9 protein-coding genes, 3 pseudogenes and 1 riboswitch are annotated in these 15280 nt (G+C 70.7%); of the genes and pseudogenes, 7 read left to right on the top strand and 5 right to left on the bottom strand.

Going from position 1 to position 15280, the window contains the following annotated elements; all coding sequences use genetic code 11:
• Positions 1 to 42: 42 nt before the first annotated feature.
• The 4 genes and pseudogenes from GA0115254_RS39140 to GA0115254_RS39125 all read right to left on the bottom strand — a co-directional run bounded on the left by GA0115254_RS39140 (position 43) and on the right by GA0115254_RS39125 (position 5158).
• Positions 43 to 1381, bottom strand: a pseudogene (locus GA0115254_RS39140) (cytosine permease).
• A gap of 57 nt (positions 1382 to 1438) precedes the next feature.
• Positions 1439 to 1533, bottom strand: a riboswitch (TPP riboswitch).
• Positions 1534 to 1989: 456 nt separating this feature from the next.
• Complete coding sequence (locus GA0115254_RS44045) at positions 1990 to 2250, bottom strand: hypothetical protein (protein ID WP_141720990.1); 261 nt, start codon at positions 2248 to 2250, stop codon at positions 1990 to 1992.
• Between the two features lie 217 nt (positions 2251 to 2467).
• Positions 2468 to 3496 carry an alpha/beta hydrolase gene (locus GA0115254_RS39130; protein ID WP_093900007.1) on the bottom strand — a complete coding sequence of 343 codons (1029 nt, stop codon included), beginning with the start codon at positions 3494 to 3496 and terminating at the stop codon, positions 2468 to 2470.
• Between the two features lie 46 nt (positions 3497 to 3542).
• Positions 3543 to 5158 (bottom strand): annotated as a pseudogene (locus GA0115254_RS39125) (phosphodiester glycosidase family protein).
• 900 nt (positions 5159 to 6058) lie between these two features.
• Between GA0115254_RS39125 and GA0115254_RS39120 the strand changes: the two are divergent.
• From GA0115254_RS39120 to GA0115254_RS39090, 7 genes and pseudogenes are all read left to right on the top strand, one after another.
• A complete protein-coding gene (locus tag GA0115254_RS39120; protein WP_093900031.1) occupies positions 6059 to 7042 on the top strand; it encodes an NUDIX hydrolase in 984 nt (327 codons plus the stop codon).
• A 6-nt stretch (positions 7043 to 7048) separates the two neighbouring features.
• Positions 7049 to 8290, top strand: a complete 1242-nt coding sequence (locus GA0115254_RS39115) for a methyltransferase domain-containing protein (RefSeq protein WP_256103008.1) — start codon at positions 7049 to 7051, stop codon at positions 8288 to 8290.
• A gap of 31 nt (positions 8291 to 8321) precedes the next feature.
• Positions 8322 to 9128 carry a class I SAM-dependent methyltransferase gene (locus GA0115254_RS39110; protein WP_093900006.1) on the top strand — a complete coding sequence of 269 codons (807 nt, stop codon included), beginning with the start codon at positions 8322 to 8324 and terminating at the stop codon, positions 9126 to 9128.
• On the top strand, positions 9125 to 10555 hold the full coding sequence (locus GA0115254_RS39105; RefSeq protein ID WP_093900005.1) for a phosphotransferase: 1431 nt from the start codon (positions 9125 to 9127) through the stop codon (positions 10553 to 10555). The genes GA0115254_RS39110 and GA0115254_RS39105 overlap by 4 nt, the downstream gene beginning before the upstream one ends.
• A gap of 35 nt (positions 10556 to 10590) precedes the next feature.
• Positions 10591 to 10928: pseudogene (locus GA0115254_RS39100) on the top strand (M15 family metallopeptidase); the annotation flags it as partial.
• Between the two features lie 168 nt (positions 10929 to 11096).
• Positions 11097 to 13448: a methyltransferase, FxLD system gene (gene fxlM, locus GA0115254_RS39095; RefSeq protein WP_256103007.1), complete on the top strand. Its 2352-nt coding sequence runs from the start codon at positions 11097 to 11099 to the stop codon at positions 13446 to 13448.
• 100 nt (positions 13449 to 13548) lie between these two features.
• Positions 13549 to 13836 carry a glycosyltransferase family 2 protein gene (locus GA0115254_RS39090; protein WP_141720989.1) on the top strand — a complete coding sequence of 96 codons (288 nt, stop codon included), beginning with the start codon at positions 13549 to 13551 and terminating at the stop codon, positions 13834 to 13836.
• A gap of 887 nt (positions 13837 to 14723) precedes the next feature.
• Here GA0115254_RS39090 and GA0115254_RS39085 read toward each other — a convergent pair.
• Entirely contained in the window at positions 14724 to 15110 is a 387-nt protein-coding gene (locus GA0115254_RS39085) for a hypothetical protein (protein WP_141720988.1), read from the bottom strand.
• Positions 15111 to 15280 lie beyond the last annotated feature (170 nt).

Genomic DNA, 15280 nt, shown 5'->3' with positions numbered 1-15280 from the left:
GGGGATGGTGGCGGGACGTCGGGATCCGTCGGCCGGCGGCGGTCAGCCCTGCGGCCGGTGGCACAGCCGCAGTGGGGCGTATACCGCCAGGGCCACGAGGAACGCCACGTAGTACGAGAGGTCGGCGCCGTGCAGGGCGGCTGCCACCGGGCCCACGTACAGACTGGTGTCCATGAACGGTACGGCGGCAGCGAAGGCGACGACGAACGCCAGCAACGGGGGCCATCCGGGCTGTGACCGGGCGGTCTCGGCGGCGAGGTCGATCGCGGCGCCGCCCCTCGCCCGGCCGGGCGAGCCAGTCGACGACGACGATCGCCACGAAACCGGGAATCCAGTAGCCGACGAACAGCAGCACGTTCTGGAAGCGGTCCGTGGTGTCGGCGGCGTGCATCCACAGCACGAGAGGGAAGCCGAGCACGGCGGCGAGGGCGGCAGCCGCCGGGCGCGGAAGGCGCACGCCCACGGTCTGCAGCGCCAAGGAACCGCTGTAGTCGTTCATGGCGTTGCTGCTGAGGGCCGCCAGCGCCACGGCGAGCAGTCCGAACGCGCCCAAGGCCCCGCCGCCCAGCAGCTCGTCCACGCCCGCGGCGGTCTGGTCGGTCAGCACGGAGGCGCCCCACAGGCCGAGTGTCTGCACGGCGACGAAGGACACCACAAGGCCGAGCAGTGTGCACCAGAAGATGCGTGGGCGCGAGGTGGTGCGCGGCAGGTAGCGGCTGAAGTCGCTGGCGTACGGAGCCCAGGACAGGGTCAGACTCAGCGCGATGGTGCTGGTCAGGACGAACGCGCCGACCTGGTCCGCGCCGTGCGCGGTCCCGGTGCCGGCGGGGTGGACACCGTCGAGCAGCCGCCAGGCGATCAGCGCGAACGCGGCGGCGAGCACGAAGGTCATGACGATCTGAAGCCGGTGGATGGCCTCGTAGCCCAGCACGCCGAGGGCTCCCTGGGCCACCAGCATGACCAGGACACCGAGCCAGAACGGCCAGCCGCACAGCCGCGCGAGCGCGTCCCCGCCGAACAGCCCGATCAGCGCGTCCCAGGCGACCGAGGACAGCCACTGCAGGATGCCGGGCACCGCCACGCCGCGGCCGAAGGCGAGCCGGGCCAGCGGCAGCTGCCCGGCACCGGTCTGGCTCCCCCAGGTGCCCAAATAGGCGGTGGGTATTGCGCCGAGGACGGTGCCCAGCGCGACGGCGGTGAGCGCGGCTGCGAAGTCCAGTCCGAGGGCGATGCCGACGGTGCCGGTGAACACGCCGGTCATGGTCAGATTGGGAGCGAACCATACGGTGAACAGGCGCCCGGGACCGCCGTAGCGGTTGCTCTCGGGGACCGGCTCTATACCGTGCGCTTCGACACGGAGGTCGCCGGGGGCCGTCGGCATCCGTCCGTCGAAGACGGTCTGCCGGCCGTCGGCGGGCAGACCGCCGGGTACATGCGCCAAAGGCATGGAAGACATCCCTCCGCCAGTACGAACTGGTTCAGGTTCGACGGGTGTGATCTCAGCCCTCGGATGGGGCACCCCGTGTCCGGTACGACGGACAGACTAACCCGATCGCTCCGGCCCTCATCGCCGGGACCGGTACTCCGAAAGGATCTCCGCCAGGAGCAGCTCCCCCGGACGGCCCGCCCTGCCTGCGGTGGCGGGGGCGGGCAATGAGCAGGGCCGCGTCACCGGATCGGGGCCCGGACAGCAGGGTGGTCGGCACGGCATCGCAGAGCTGCTCGAGCGGTCGTGCGGGGTCTGCCGGGGTATCGGGCGGCTGCTTGAGCGGTCGCGCGGAGCCGGCAACGGTACGGGGCAGCTGATCGGGCCCGGCGTCGACATCCCGGTCCGGCGCCTGGAGGAGGCCGTGGTGCAGCGCAAGGCCATAGCCCTACGCGAGTCGGCGTTCAGCGGTTTCGAAGGGCAGCCCGCCGCGCCGCCTGCCCCAGCGCCTCACCGTCATCGCAGCACGCAACCGCCGCGCTGCCCTCCCTTCGCGTGCTCGCTCACTTCTGGCCGAGCTTGATGTGCTCGGTCAGGTTGCCGAGCTCGCTGCCCAGTCTCTGCACAGTGTCGGCGAAGGAAGTCAGGGCGGACTCGATGTCGACCGATGCGGCTGTGTGATGCTCCATGACGGCTGCGTGCTCGAGCCGTGCCCACACGGCGGCTTCGGTCACCAGCGCGTCGCGTTGAGGACTGGCAACCGGGTGCTGGGATGCCTGGGTAAGCAGCTCGCGGGCCTTCCGGCCGGGGGTGCTGTCGTTCATGGACCGCCATCTTTCCAGCGGAGGCGGGGCGATGGGGGGTTTCGAGGGCGGGACACCCGGACCGAACCGGTGGCGGAACTGCCACAGCTTGCAGACGAGATCACCGTAACCGGTGACGATCCCACGATCGCCCTTGCCCGGCCTGGGGCTCATCCCGGACACGGCTGGCCAGGGCGCGGCGACGATGCACCGGCGGATGATCTCGGCACGTGGCCGTTCAACCGTCGGCCCGCAAGGCATGGAGCAGCATCGGCAGCGAGGAGTGCAACTCACGCTGCCAGTACGCCCATCCGTGGGTTCCAGGTCCGTAGAAGTGGGTGGTCACGTGCTTCGCGCCCTGGCGTTCGAGCTCGCTCGCAAGGGCCTGGTTCTGCCTGTTGAAGTCCGCCTCGAGCGCGCTCGTGGTGCCCGGCGGGTCCAAGGGGCCGGTGGTGCCGTCACCGCAGGACAGGTAGACGGGGATCGACCTGAGTCGCTTGGCCAGGTGGAACGGGTCGTGGGCCGTCCAGATGTCACGTTGCGCAACCGGGTCGCCCCAGACCTTCAGCGGGTCGTTGCCCTCACCGGCGAAGAACCCCATGATGCGGTTCACCGACTCGTCGTTGAGCAGCGGGTGCACAGAGCCGGAGTACGCCGCGGCCGCCTTGAACATCCCGGGGTGCCGGGCGGCATACATCAGGGCGCCCTGACCACCCATCGAAAGCCCCGCCACGACGCGGTTCCTGCTCGCGCCCCAGTCGTGCTCAAGGAGGAGGCGCAGTTCCTTGGTGTGGAAGGTCTCCCATGCCGGGTCATCGCCCTGGCCGTAGTTCCACCAGTCGCTGTACCAGCCGTTCCAGCCGGCTTCCGGCATGACCACGAGGACGTCGCGCAGGCTGTCGGTCCGCGCAACGTCGGTCCGACTGGTCCACGACGTGTAGTCCCCGCAGCAGCCGTGCAGCAGCCAGAGAGTCGGCCAGTGCCGGCTCCGGTCGTCCGGGTCCCAGCCATCGGGCGTGAGCAGGCGCACGTTCACCGTCCGGCCGCCGAGGGCCGGTGAACGGACCGACAGGTCGACCTGCCGGTCGGCGACCTGGGAGGCGGCGACAACCTCGGCACCCCGGGACGAGGGCCCGAACCCGCCCGCTACCCCGGCGGGTGACACTGTCGACGCGCCGGCCGGCGCCGACGGGGTCGACGCCAGGGTGAGCAGCAGCGCGGCAAGGACGAGCAGGAAGCGGGCTCGGCGGATCGGGATGGTGGTCATGGCGGCTCCTGGCGGTCGGTGGTCGCCGGCTCGGGCGTTCTCCGGGTCAGCCCCGGTCGGGCAGGATCAGCAGTGCGTCCCCGACGGGGCGTTCACCGGCCGCGTCGGACGGATCGTTGATCACTTCTCCGTCGACCACCATGGTGGTCGACCCGCCGCCGTCGAGATTGACCGCGTCGCGCAGGCCGAGTGCCCTGGCGACGGCGGCGCTCTCGGGGATGCTCAGCCCGAGCGCGTCCGTGCTGCGTCCGTCGGCCGTGACCAGTACGGTCCTGCCGGCGGCGTCCACCCCGGCCAGCGTGCGTGGATTGCGCTTGTGCACCCAGCCGTAGTAGAAGCTCGCGTTGCCGGGCTGCACCATCCCGTCGGTCGCAGGCGTGACGTGCAGGCGTCCGTCGCGGACCAGTTCGGGACCTCCGTTGAGCATGCTGGTCCCCCGGGACGGGGAGACCTTGCGGCCGCTGCCGTCCCGCAACGTCCTCTCGACGCGCAGGGGACGGCCGACCTGCGCCAGGGCGGCCAGTTCGGTGACGCGGGTGCCGGTCGCCTGCACGGAGCTGCCGCCGGCCGGCAGCGGTCCGCCGCGTGGTGAGCGCAGCTCCAGGACCTGTCCGCGGGTGTCCAGTACGGCCTCGAGGCCGTCGCCCTGCGGCGTCTGCCGACCGTATTCAGGCGTGAAGGCGATGAGCTCGTCGCGGTCGGTGCAGGTCACGTCGTGCAGGGGCAGCGAGGTCGGAATGTCGTCGGCGGTACCGCCGCAGTTCCTGATCAAGCCCGGTACGCGGTCGATGCCGTCCAGGGGTTGCGACGCATCCCGGCCGACGACCCGCCCCTTCCAGGTGAGCCGGACGACCCTGCTGTGCCGGCCGGAGTCGCGCATCACCAGGCCCGGGCGCCCGTTCACCGGCTCGCTCAGCAGTCGGCCGTCGTAGACGCCGACGCCGGCCGGATCGCCCGGTGCCCCGGCTCGCGGGTCGAGGACGAAGAACCCGGCGTTGACCGCTGCGGTCGCGCCGGCTGCGGCCGCCAGCTCACTGGTCTTCTCGCGGTTCTCCAGATCGGGACCGTACGACGCCTTGAGCCCGCCGCGGAACCGGTCCGGATCGATGGTGAGCACGTCGATCCGCCACGGACCACGGTCCGCGGAGTTGCCGTCCCAGCCGCTGTATACGGCAGACCCGGAGTACCCGGCCCCTCTCAGCCGGGTGAGCTCGGCCGTCGCGGCGGACTGCGAGTCGAACTGCCCGACCCGGACCCGCCACCCAAGCGTTCCACCCGCGTAGTCGGCGACGGCCGGAGTCGTGACTTCCTCGACCCGGGCGTCGAAGCCGTCCCCCGAACGTCGGCAGTCAGCTCGTCGGCGCTCGCCCGGTCCTTCAGGGCCGTCGCCGGCGCGTCGGGGTCCGGCGAAGTGGCACCGCCGGGTATGGCAACCTCGACCGTCCACGCAAGCGGCGGGGCGTCGGCACCGCGCACGATCCGCGTGAGGGTGACACCGGGCTGCAGCGTCCGCGTGCTGCGGGTCTCGGTCAAGCCGACGGCGCCCAGCGGCAGGGCACGCGTCGGCCCCGGCTGCGGCTCGGAGGAGACAGGCGCCGGCGAGGCGCCCACCACAGCCAAGAGGGCCAGGACCGTAGACGCGCCGAGCACCTTGCTGTTCATGTACCCCCCTTGGAAAGATCGACCCAGCAACGGTGCGTTCGGTAACGACCACCAGTCAAGACGTGTGCACGTCATACTCTCGGTCCGTTGGCCCTGGGTCCGCTCGAGCACGGACCGAGCTCGGACTCCGGCTGCACGAGTTGACAACCGCATCGGCCCCGATCCACCGGCTTCCGACCTGTCAAGTCCCCTTTGAGGGCACGCATGTTGCCCCTACGCTCTCGCTGATCTGATCGACGACCTCGGCGTCCCCACCACCGCCTCGGCCGGGCGAGTCGCCAGGGCCTGGCCGACCGTGCCCGCACGCGAGGCGCACTGGCCGAGGCAATCCCCCGTGAGTGTGACCCAGACCCAGTCGAACGAGTTTGAAGAACGGCCGCCGCAGCCCGCACGACCGATCACCACAATCAGAACATGCGTTCAAGAAATCCTCTCGAAAGTGCCGTGACGGGACCGGATTCAGCGCGTTTTTGGAGCACCAGTACCACCCATGCGCCCAGATGGAGGACACCGTGAATCCCTACTTCCGCGCATCAGCTTCTCGGATTCGCACGGCGGCCCGTCATGGCTCTTCCCACTCCTGGGGTGCAGCAGGTTGACACCTTCGCCCGCCGCTCAGCCCAACCGGATACGAGGTGGGGGCATGAACGAGGAAGCCGCTGACCGCTGTCGCCCTCACGGTCGAGTCGATTCGCCAGTGCGTCACCGCGGCAGACAAGCAGGCCCGGATGCAGGCCGTCAGCACCTGACCGACGACTGGATCCTGCCCTGTGGCCACGCTGCTCGCCGGTGGACGCGGGACCTGGACCAACGTGCGCCCCACCCCTCGCCGTCGGCACCGCCTTGTCGGTTGTGCCGCTTGCCGTCCTGTACCACTCCCCGCTCCGCACACTGCAGCAGATGACCGTCACAACCCCCAACTCCTCCCACCAAGGCGGCAATTCCTTGAACGTATCCTCCTCCGCCCAGCCGCAAAGCACCGCTGTGCTGCTCGTCAACAGCCACGGCAAGTACCTCCTGCACCTGAGGGATGCACATAAACCGATTTGCGACCCCGGTACATGGTCCCTGGTCGGCGGCGGGCCCGAGCCCGGCGAGACCCTGGACGAGGCGATCGCCCGCGAAATCCTCGAAGAAACGGGGCTCGTCCTCCCCCACGTCGCCCCCTACACAACGGCGCGGGCCCACGGCCCGAACGTCACCGCGGGGAACATCCAGGTCTACACAGCCCGATGGGACGGCGTCGCCCACGACCTGCCCGTCAGCGAGGGGATCATGTTCGCCTGGTTCGACGTCGCCACCATGGAGCAGCTGTCGATGTGCCCGTGGGCCCACAAAGTGATCAAGGCGCACCATGCTGAGCACCCCGCCCCACAGGTGCCCGGGCCGCGGGACGGCGCCGGGCAGGGTGGGGCGGGAGCGGTGAAGAACGTGATCGGCGCGCACCTGTTCCTGAAGCGCGAGAACTGCACTCTCCTCGGCCTGCGTCACGCGAGTACGGCGTTCGCGGGCGGCGAATGGCATGCCCTGGCCGGTCGTGTGGAAAGGGAGAGCGTTCGTTCGTGCCTGGTCAGGGAGGCGTACGAGGAGGCCGGGATCGCCATCGAGCCCGCAGACCTCAGCCTGGTGCACACCGTGCACCTGCTCGACGATCACGAGAACGCCGAACCTCGGCTTCAGCTGTTCTTCCAGGCGAGCCGATGGGACGGAGAGCCGAAGGTCCGCGAGCCCGACAGGTGCACGGCCTGGCAGTGGTGGCCGCTCGACGCCCTGCCGGACCCAGTGGTCCCGTATATCCGTGCCGCTATCGAGGGCATCCTCGCCGGCACGGCGTACACCGAGCTCGGCTGGGAGTCCGCAGCACCGGCCCCGGACGGCAGGTGAACCGTGGTGGGATCCGATTCCGGCACGGACGACTCGCTGGTTGACGCGCAGCCCGGCAACGCGGCGGGGGCCCGCCGGACGCTGGTCGAACGACTGCAAGCCGATGGGGTGTTGACTGATCCGCGCCTGCGGGAGGCGCTGTCGCGCCTGGATCGCGGCGTGCTGCTGCCGCGCGCGTACGTACGGCGTAGCGAGCCGGGTACCGATCCGGTGGTGTGGGAGCTGCTGGACGGAACGCATCCCAACGACCGGGCCGAGTGGCAGGAACTCGTGTACTCGGGCGAGTCGGTCCTGGTCCAGCGTGACGGCGAGCCGCCGGAGAGCCAGGTGCGCGGTGCCGTGAGCGGGGGCCGGATGACGGCGATGTCGACGTTCATCCCCTATACCGTGGAGGTCCTCCAGAGGATGCGGATCGCCGCTGGACACGGTTACCTGGACCTCGGTACCGGGCCGGGTGTCTCGCTCGCACTCGCTGCCGCACTCACCGGGCCCCGGCGGGCGGTCGGCGTCGAACGGGACGAGCACATGGCCGCGTTCGCGCAGAACAACCTCGAACGGCTCGGCGCCGGCGCAACGATGGTGGCCGGCGACGCACTCGACGGCCACGCGCCTCGGGCGCCGTACGACCGGATCCACTCCGGGATCGGCGTACCGTGCCTGCCGTCGGCGTGGATGGACCAACTCGCGCCCGGCGGGCGGCTGCTGACCACGTTGACGACGCGGACGCCGAGCTGGCCCGGACGCTGTCTGGTGACGCGTACGGCGACAGGTCGCATCGAGGCCGTCCTGGAAGGCGGACCCCGCGGCCACCGGCCCCTGTACGGATACACCTGGCTCACCGCCCAGCACCACCTTCACCGGATCGCGGACCGCCCCGGCCGCCCCCGCACCACCACCTTCACCCCGCCTGCGGACGAGGCATACGGGTTCTGGCTGTCGGCCGCATACCTCGTGCCAGGGGTGTTCCGGCACTTCCAGGCCGACACGCTCGCCGTCGTCGCACCCGAGGACGACTCCTGGGCCGTGGCCGGTCCCGGCGACGGCACCGTCCACGTCCACGGGCCGCGCGATGTGTGGGCCGAACTCGAGAACATCCACAACCTCTGGACACGTGCTGGTTCCCCCGACCGGTTCTACGTCGACATCCCGGCCGATGGCGGGCAGCAGCACGTCACCTCCGGCACGGGCCCCGACGCCCTGCAATGGGTACTGCCGCCGCTCGCGGCGATGCCCGGGCAACCCGCCTGACACCCGCTTCCCACACCGAAGAAGGAGAGTCGTGAACCGGTTCGACCCGGCGGCGTCCGACTACACCCGCTGCCGCCCCGGAATCCCCGGCGAGGCCGTTCAGCTCCTCGCCGGAACCCTGGGGGGCATCGACCAGCCGGCGCTGCTCGATCTGGGCTCGGGCACCGGTCGGGTACCGGCCGCCCTGCTGCCCGCCGTTCCCCGGATCGCCGTCGTGGACCCCGTCGACCGGGACAACGACATGCTCCGCACAGCCTCCGGGTTGCTCCGGCCACTGCTCGGGCAGTCGACGGCGGCCTTGCACTCCGTCGCCGCCGAGGAGTTCAGCGCGCCGTTCGACGGCTGCAAAGCCGATCTGGTCACCTGCGCGCGGGCCTTTCACCGAATGGACCGTCCGGCTGCGCCGGCGATGGCCGACCGCGTCACCACACCCGAGGCGACAGTGGCGGTCATGGGCGACGGCAGCCTCTGGACACACGAGGTGGAGTGGACGTCGGCCCTGAAGGAACTGATCCAGTCCTGCCTCGGCGCCGAGCGGCGGGCCGACGCGAGCGGCGTTTACACCGAGCCGCGAATCCGCTACGAGGACGACCTGGCCGAATCCGCGTTCAGCGACGCCACCAAGCACCGCTTCCCCATCCGCCACACATGGGCATCGAACCAGGTCGTCGGCTGCCTGCGCGGCACGAGCTTCGCCTGCCCCGAGCTCTTCGGGCACCGCCACGGCGCCTTCGAGGCCGATGCCCTCCGGCTCCTGGACGGCTACGCCTGTCAGGGCGGGCTCGTCAAGGCGGCCGTGTTCACCGTGCTGCTCGCCCGCCGCGGCGGTGGCGCGTGAACGACGGCGGGCGACACACCGAGCCACTGGACGTCCACCTGATCTTGCGCCGTGACGGTGAGACGGAGCCGGAGGTGCTGCTCTCGCGCCGGGCCGGCTCGGTCTACGCGGCGGGACTCTGGCACCTTCCGTCCGGTCACCTCGACGGACCTCACGAGGACGTCGTCACCGCCCTCGTACGGGAGACCCGGGAGGAGACGGACATCGTTGTGGACCCGGCCGATGTCCACGCGGCCGTCACCGTGCACCACCGCAGCCCCGGCGGGGGCGCGCGCGTGGGGTTCTTCTGCGAGGTCAGGCGCTGGCAGGGCACCCCGCGGATCATGGAGCCGAACGTGTGTGACGGCATGGACTGGTTCCCGCTCGACGACCTGCCCATCCCGATGGTCGCTTACTGCCGGGCGGGGCTGGACTCCTACAGGGCCGGTGCCCGGCTCGCGGTGCATTTCCAGGAGCCCGGCGACCCAATCGCCGACGACCGAACGGCGGACCGGTTGCGCCTCGTCCCCGACCGCGGGGCGGGAGGAGGGATGCCGGACCCTGCGGTGCGGGACTTCGCCGAGCGGGCAGTCGGCCGGATCACCGACTGGGCGGACGTCTCTTGGGCCAGGGAGAGCAGCCGGATCTGGCGAGCGCGGGGCGCCGGCGGTGGCGTGTGGTTCGTGAAGATTCACCAGAACGACCGCTTCCATGACCGTGAAGTCACCGCTTACAGGAACTGGGTTCCTGGGCTGGGCGCGGCTGCGCCCCGGCTCGTGGCCGCCGACCACGAGCTGCGGGCCGTTGTTGTGACCGCGGTCCCGGGCCGCCCCCTGCACGGCGCGGTCCACACTCCCGTCGAGCAGCAGAGCATCTTCCGGTCGATCGGGCAGCTCGCCGCCGCGATCCACCGCAGCACCCGGCGCAGGCCGTACGGGCCCGGAGACGACGCGCCACTGGAAAAGCTGGAGCGCCACCTCGACGCCGCCCGTCCGCACCTGGGCCCGGGCGACGAGGAGTTCATCCGCACGGTGGCCAAGCGGGCCGAAGCGCTGCCGGTGCTCGACGCGGTGGTAACACACGGCGACTTCCAGCTGCGCAACCTTCTCCTCGCCGACGACGGCAGCCTGCACCTTGTCGACTTCGAGCGCAGCGAAGAGGGCCCCGCCGTACGGGACTTCGCGCGATTGTCGGACGCCTGGGCCAACCGCCCCGATCCGTACGAGTCGCTGATGGTCGGGTACGGAAGGCCGCTGACCCAGATCGAGGAGGAGCGCCTGGCCGTTGAGTCGGCGCTCGATTCCCTCTCCGGGATCCAGTACGGCAGGCGCATGGGAGATCCCGAACTGGTGGAACGCGGCCGCCGTACCCTCGCCCGGCTCCGCGCCGCCCACCGCTGCACAAGCACCTCGCCGTTCCTGGGCTCTTCGGAAAGGTTGACACCGTGACCACACCCCGCCCGGCCACCCGCGCCGCGCCCGCGCAGCTGCGGGCAGCGGCCAGCCGGTGTGTATCGCCTCCGGAGATCGCCCCGCACAGCGCCGGGGCCGCGGTCGATCCCACTCTCGTGGACGCCTACGGGGTGGAGCCGGATATGGGCACGGCCGTGAGCGCGAACGCCGGAGGAGAGCGCCGGCGCCTGCTACACGCAGGCGGACACCATCAGTCCGCGCGCCCGCTCGAATCGCCACATTCTCCTTGCGGCACTGTCCTCAGCCGGCCTTGTGAACCATGGCACGGGATGGTGGCACTTCAGCTACGGAGATGGGCACTGGACGCTGATATGAGAGGGCGAAGGCTGCCCTGTACGGGCCGGTGGAACACCCATGCACGCCGACAGACCCGGGCCATGACCGTCTGCCCACGATGCCCGGACGGACGGGCTTTACCGAAGAGGGCCCGCGGAGCTCGAAACCCGTCTGACACTGCGCGCCGGCAAGCCCTGCGGCGCACTCCAGCAAACATCGACCGCACCGGATGAGGAGCACCGTGGGATACGTCTTGCCGCAGGAATGGGACACGCACTACAAGGACGGCAAGGGGTTCAGGTGGCTCGGGGATGCCGAGCGGGCCGTGCTCAGCGAGCACGTTCCCGCCCCGGACGGCGGCCGCGCCCTGGATGTGGGGTGCGGGACCGGCGGCCTCGTTGCATTCCTGGCCGGGATCGGCTACCAGGTGGACGGGATCGACTACGCCGACAACGCCCTCATCCGCGCCCGGGCAGAGCACGCCGGCGCCGAGCAGGTGCGCTGGCTGCGCCTGGACATCGAGCAGGACGACCTCGACGCGTTGAACAAGGGCTATGACCTGATCACGTTGCGGCTCGCGTACGCGTTCCTGCGCGACCGGACCCGCGTTCTACATATGCTCGGCGAGCGTCTGCGGGCCGGCGGCACGCTCGTGATCATCACGCCCACGACCGCGCACACGCCGCCCGAGCGGCGCGACGTCGCCCTCGACGAGCACGAGATCAGCCTGCTCACCGCGGGCTGGAAAGAAGCGGAGAGACTGGAGGCGGACGAGCTCGCTGTCCTGATCCTGCGCGGCCCGTGCCACACCGACACCAGGGCCGTGGAGAAACGAGCGGGCAAAGGTCACGCATACACGGCAGCGCTCACGGTGGTCACCGACGCTGCGGGCCGGGTTCTCCTCGGCCGCTCCACCAGGCGGATGTGGGAGCTCCCGGGAGGAAAGACGAGCGGCTCGGAGAACTTCGCGGCAGCAGCCGTGCGCGAGCTGGCCGAGGAAACCGGCCTGATCGCAGCCGAGGTCGACGCACACGTGCTGACGATGCTCGTCGACGACAGCCACGGCGTGCCGCGCCTCACCGCGGTCGTCCGCGTCACCGCCTGGTCCGGGACACTGACCAACCGGGAGGAAGCGCTGTTCGCCCGGTGGGAGTGGCTGGACCTGCATGCACTCGCCCATATCGGCGATGTCTTCGCTCCGGCAGCGCAGGCGCTGGACGCGGTATGGCCCGGAGTCATCCCCGGCCTGCCATCGATTCACGCCTACCCGCACGCCGTTGACCACCCCGCGGCAGCCGGGGAACCGGCCGAGGCTGTTCGGCTTCGCCACCAAATGGCCGACGCCGTCATCGCGGGCGGCTGGGCTCCCTCCGCTCCCGTCCAGGAAGCACTCCGCACGGTGCCCCGGCACCGGTTCACGCCGGAGACGGACCTCACGACCGCCTACGCCGACAACTTGGCCGTAGTCACCCGCCGTGACGACACCGGGCAGGCCATCAGCTCGGTGTCCGCGGCCTGGCTCCAGGCCGACATGGTCGAAGGCCTCCGCCTCCGGCCGGGCGCGAGTGTGTACGAGGCGGGATCCGGCGGCTACAACGCCGAGTTGATCGCCCATGTCGTTGGCCCGGGCGGGCGAGTCGTCACTGTCGACATCGACCCGTATGTCGTGCACCGCACCCGCCGGTTCACCGCGGAAGCCGGCAGTGGGCGCGTTACCGCCCTCCACGGCGACGGCAGCCTCGGCGCACCACTCCGGCATGTCCCCCGGGGCGGGTTCGACGCGAGCGTGATCACCCACAACGTCTGGGACATCGCCCATGCCTGGCGTGAGCAGCTCACCGAGGGCGGGCACCTGGTGGTGCCGCTGGACATCCACGGCTACACCCGCTCGATCACCTTCCAGCGGCAGGGAGATGTACTGCGAGCACGGGGCTTCACGCACTGCGGGTTCGTCCGTGACCAGGGCAAGCATGCCCGGAACACCCCGATTGTCGACCTGTTGGACGGCCAGCTGCAGATCCGCTTCGAAGACGGCCGGCCCGTGGCGACCGAGGGGCTGGAGGAGGCGCTGTGCGGTCCGCGTCACGAGGTGGCCACGGGCGTGACCGTGGGCAGCGGCGTGTACTTCGGCTCGCTGCAGCTGTTCGCAGCCACGACACTTCCTTCCTTCTGCCGCCTGGCCGTCGACCGCGGCAAGGACACCGGCATCACCCAGATCGCGAAGGGCGCGGACGCACCGGCGATCCTCGGCGAAGCCTCGCTGGCGTACCTCACCCACGTCCAGACCCGGCACGGCGACAACCCGGCCGATCGGCTGTGGGAGTTCACCGTCCACGCGTTCGGCGACCAGGGGCCGGTGCTTGCCTCGCAGGTGGCGGCCACGGTCCGGGCCTGGGACCGCGATGTGCGAAACGGTGACGGTCCGGCCCTGACCGTCCACCCAGCCGGCACCCCCGATCACCGGCTGCCCGCCGGGGACGTCGTGGACAAGAGGCACGCCCGCCTGGTGTTCCAGTGGCCGGGCCGTGACGCCGTCCTCCCGGCCCCCGTTGAGCGGATGGGAGCTGTCCCTCCCGGCCTGGAGGGCACGTGATCGTCTGGATCAACGGCCCCTTCGGCGGCGGGAAGTCCGCTCTGTCCGCCGAGTTGCTCCGTGCTCTGCCCGGCGCCGTGGTCCCCCAGAAGGAAAAGACGTGCCGCACCCCCGCGTCCACGTCGTGCTGCTGACCGTGAACAACCGCCCCAGGAAGGAGAGGGCCACGCAGGCCGCGCTCCTCGCCAAGCATGACGTCGATCTGCGGATCTGCGTCGTCGGCAACGACTGCACCCCGGGCATCGTCCCGGCCTGTGCCCGAACGGTCGTCCTGATGGAGAACCTCGGCATCCCCGGCGGCCGCAACGCCGGGTCCCGCGCCCTCGCGGAGACCGATCTCCCGGGCGACTACCTGTTCTTCCTGGACAGCAACGCCATTCCCCCGTGAAGACGTACTCGCCTGGTCGCCGAGGCCGAGCAGAACCCCGGCGCCGCCTACGTCCAGCCGCGCCTGACGGCCCGGACGGCACCACCACCCCGAAACGCTGGATTCCGCGCCTGCGCACCAACGATCCGCGGCACCTCGGCACCACGGCCGAGGGCCTCGCCCTCGTCTGCCGGTGCGCCTTCGACGCGGTCGGCGGCCGGGCGGACGAGTTCTTCCTCCACCGCGAGCCAACCGGCCTACGGGACCGGTGTGTTCCATGCTGTGCGGGCGGCCAGGCAGACCGTACGGCGGTGCCCACGCCGGTGCGGGGCACAGCCGCCCTGCCGTCGGGCCGTTCCGGGACCGGCACGGGCCACGGACCCTCGGCACCCAGTTCCGGTGCCACTGCCTGGCACAACACACCGCCGAACAGTACCCGGCATCGGGCCGCGCTCCCGGCCTCACCCGTTCACCGCAGCCCCCGCACAGCCGCCCTCCGGCTTGCCCGGCACCCTCGAACACCCAGCCAGCCCAGGTCCCGAAGCTCATCCGCCTCACAGTGCCGTCCTCGATCACGGAGCTCCCGACTGAGGAAATCCCGTAGTGATCTGCATCCGGTTCGTCGGAAAGCCGGCATCGTGGACCTCCACATCGTCGATGCCTTCGGCGACGGTCCAGCCCCGGAGTCCGGGCCGGTGATCGTGGGGCGGAGCTGGCCCGAGCCGGCCTTCCGGTGGCCTGGGTCCGCGGGTCCGAGAGATGACTGCTTTGGCGGACCCGCCCTACCCCGGGAACACTCGCTCGGGCCTGTCGCAGGCGCCGCGCGAACGTCTTCGGCGCGGGACACCCGGACGGCCCGGACCACTGGGCGCCGCCCACTCATGAAGCGGCCGCACTTCGGCTGCTCGTCAAGGCTGCGAACGACCACCGGGGGATTTGCCGGACAGGATCACCCTGTGTGGCTCCCCGGTCGTGTTCATGCTGAACTCCTCCATCAGTGATTGCGCCGCCCGTTCCGCCGTCTCACCCGGCAGCCGCCCGTACTCGTATACCCGCGACACCAAAAGCCCGGCGGTAAGTACGTCATCAAGGACGCCACGGCGCCACAGGTCGGCCGCCTCGGCGTACACAGCAGCGGTCGGCACCGGCAGCTGTGCCATGGCCAGCAGGAAGCCATACACCTCGTCGCGCGCCTCGTCGTACGTCAACCCGCCGTTCCCGACCGCCGCTTCGCCGTATCCGGCCTTGCCGGGCTTCGGTGGGTGAAGCTTGATCTGCATCCAATTCCAGGGCATGCCCGAAGCCTAGAAGCAACCCGCGTGGCGCACGAGCCGATCACTCGAGTGAGTGACAGCCCCATCCACCTGCCTCAGGCGGCGCGGCCGGCCCCGGCTGTCCGCCGATGGGACGGAAGGTGGCGCTTCGTCGGCGCCCGCCCGGCGCGGCCGAGCCCCTCTCAGCCGCT

It is taken from the genome of Streptomyces sp. Ncost-T10-10d, from assembly GCF_900091955.1.
Lineage (GTDB): Bacteria > Actinomycetota > Actinomycetes > Streptomycetales > Streptomycetaceae > Streptomyces.
This window is presented reverse-complemented; position numbering and strand designations above follow the sequence as displayed.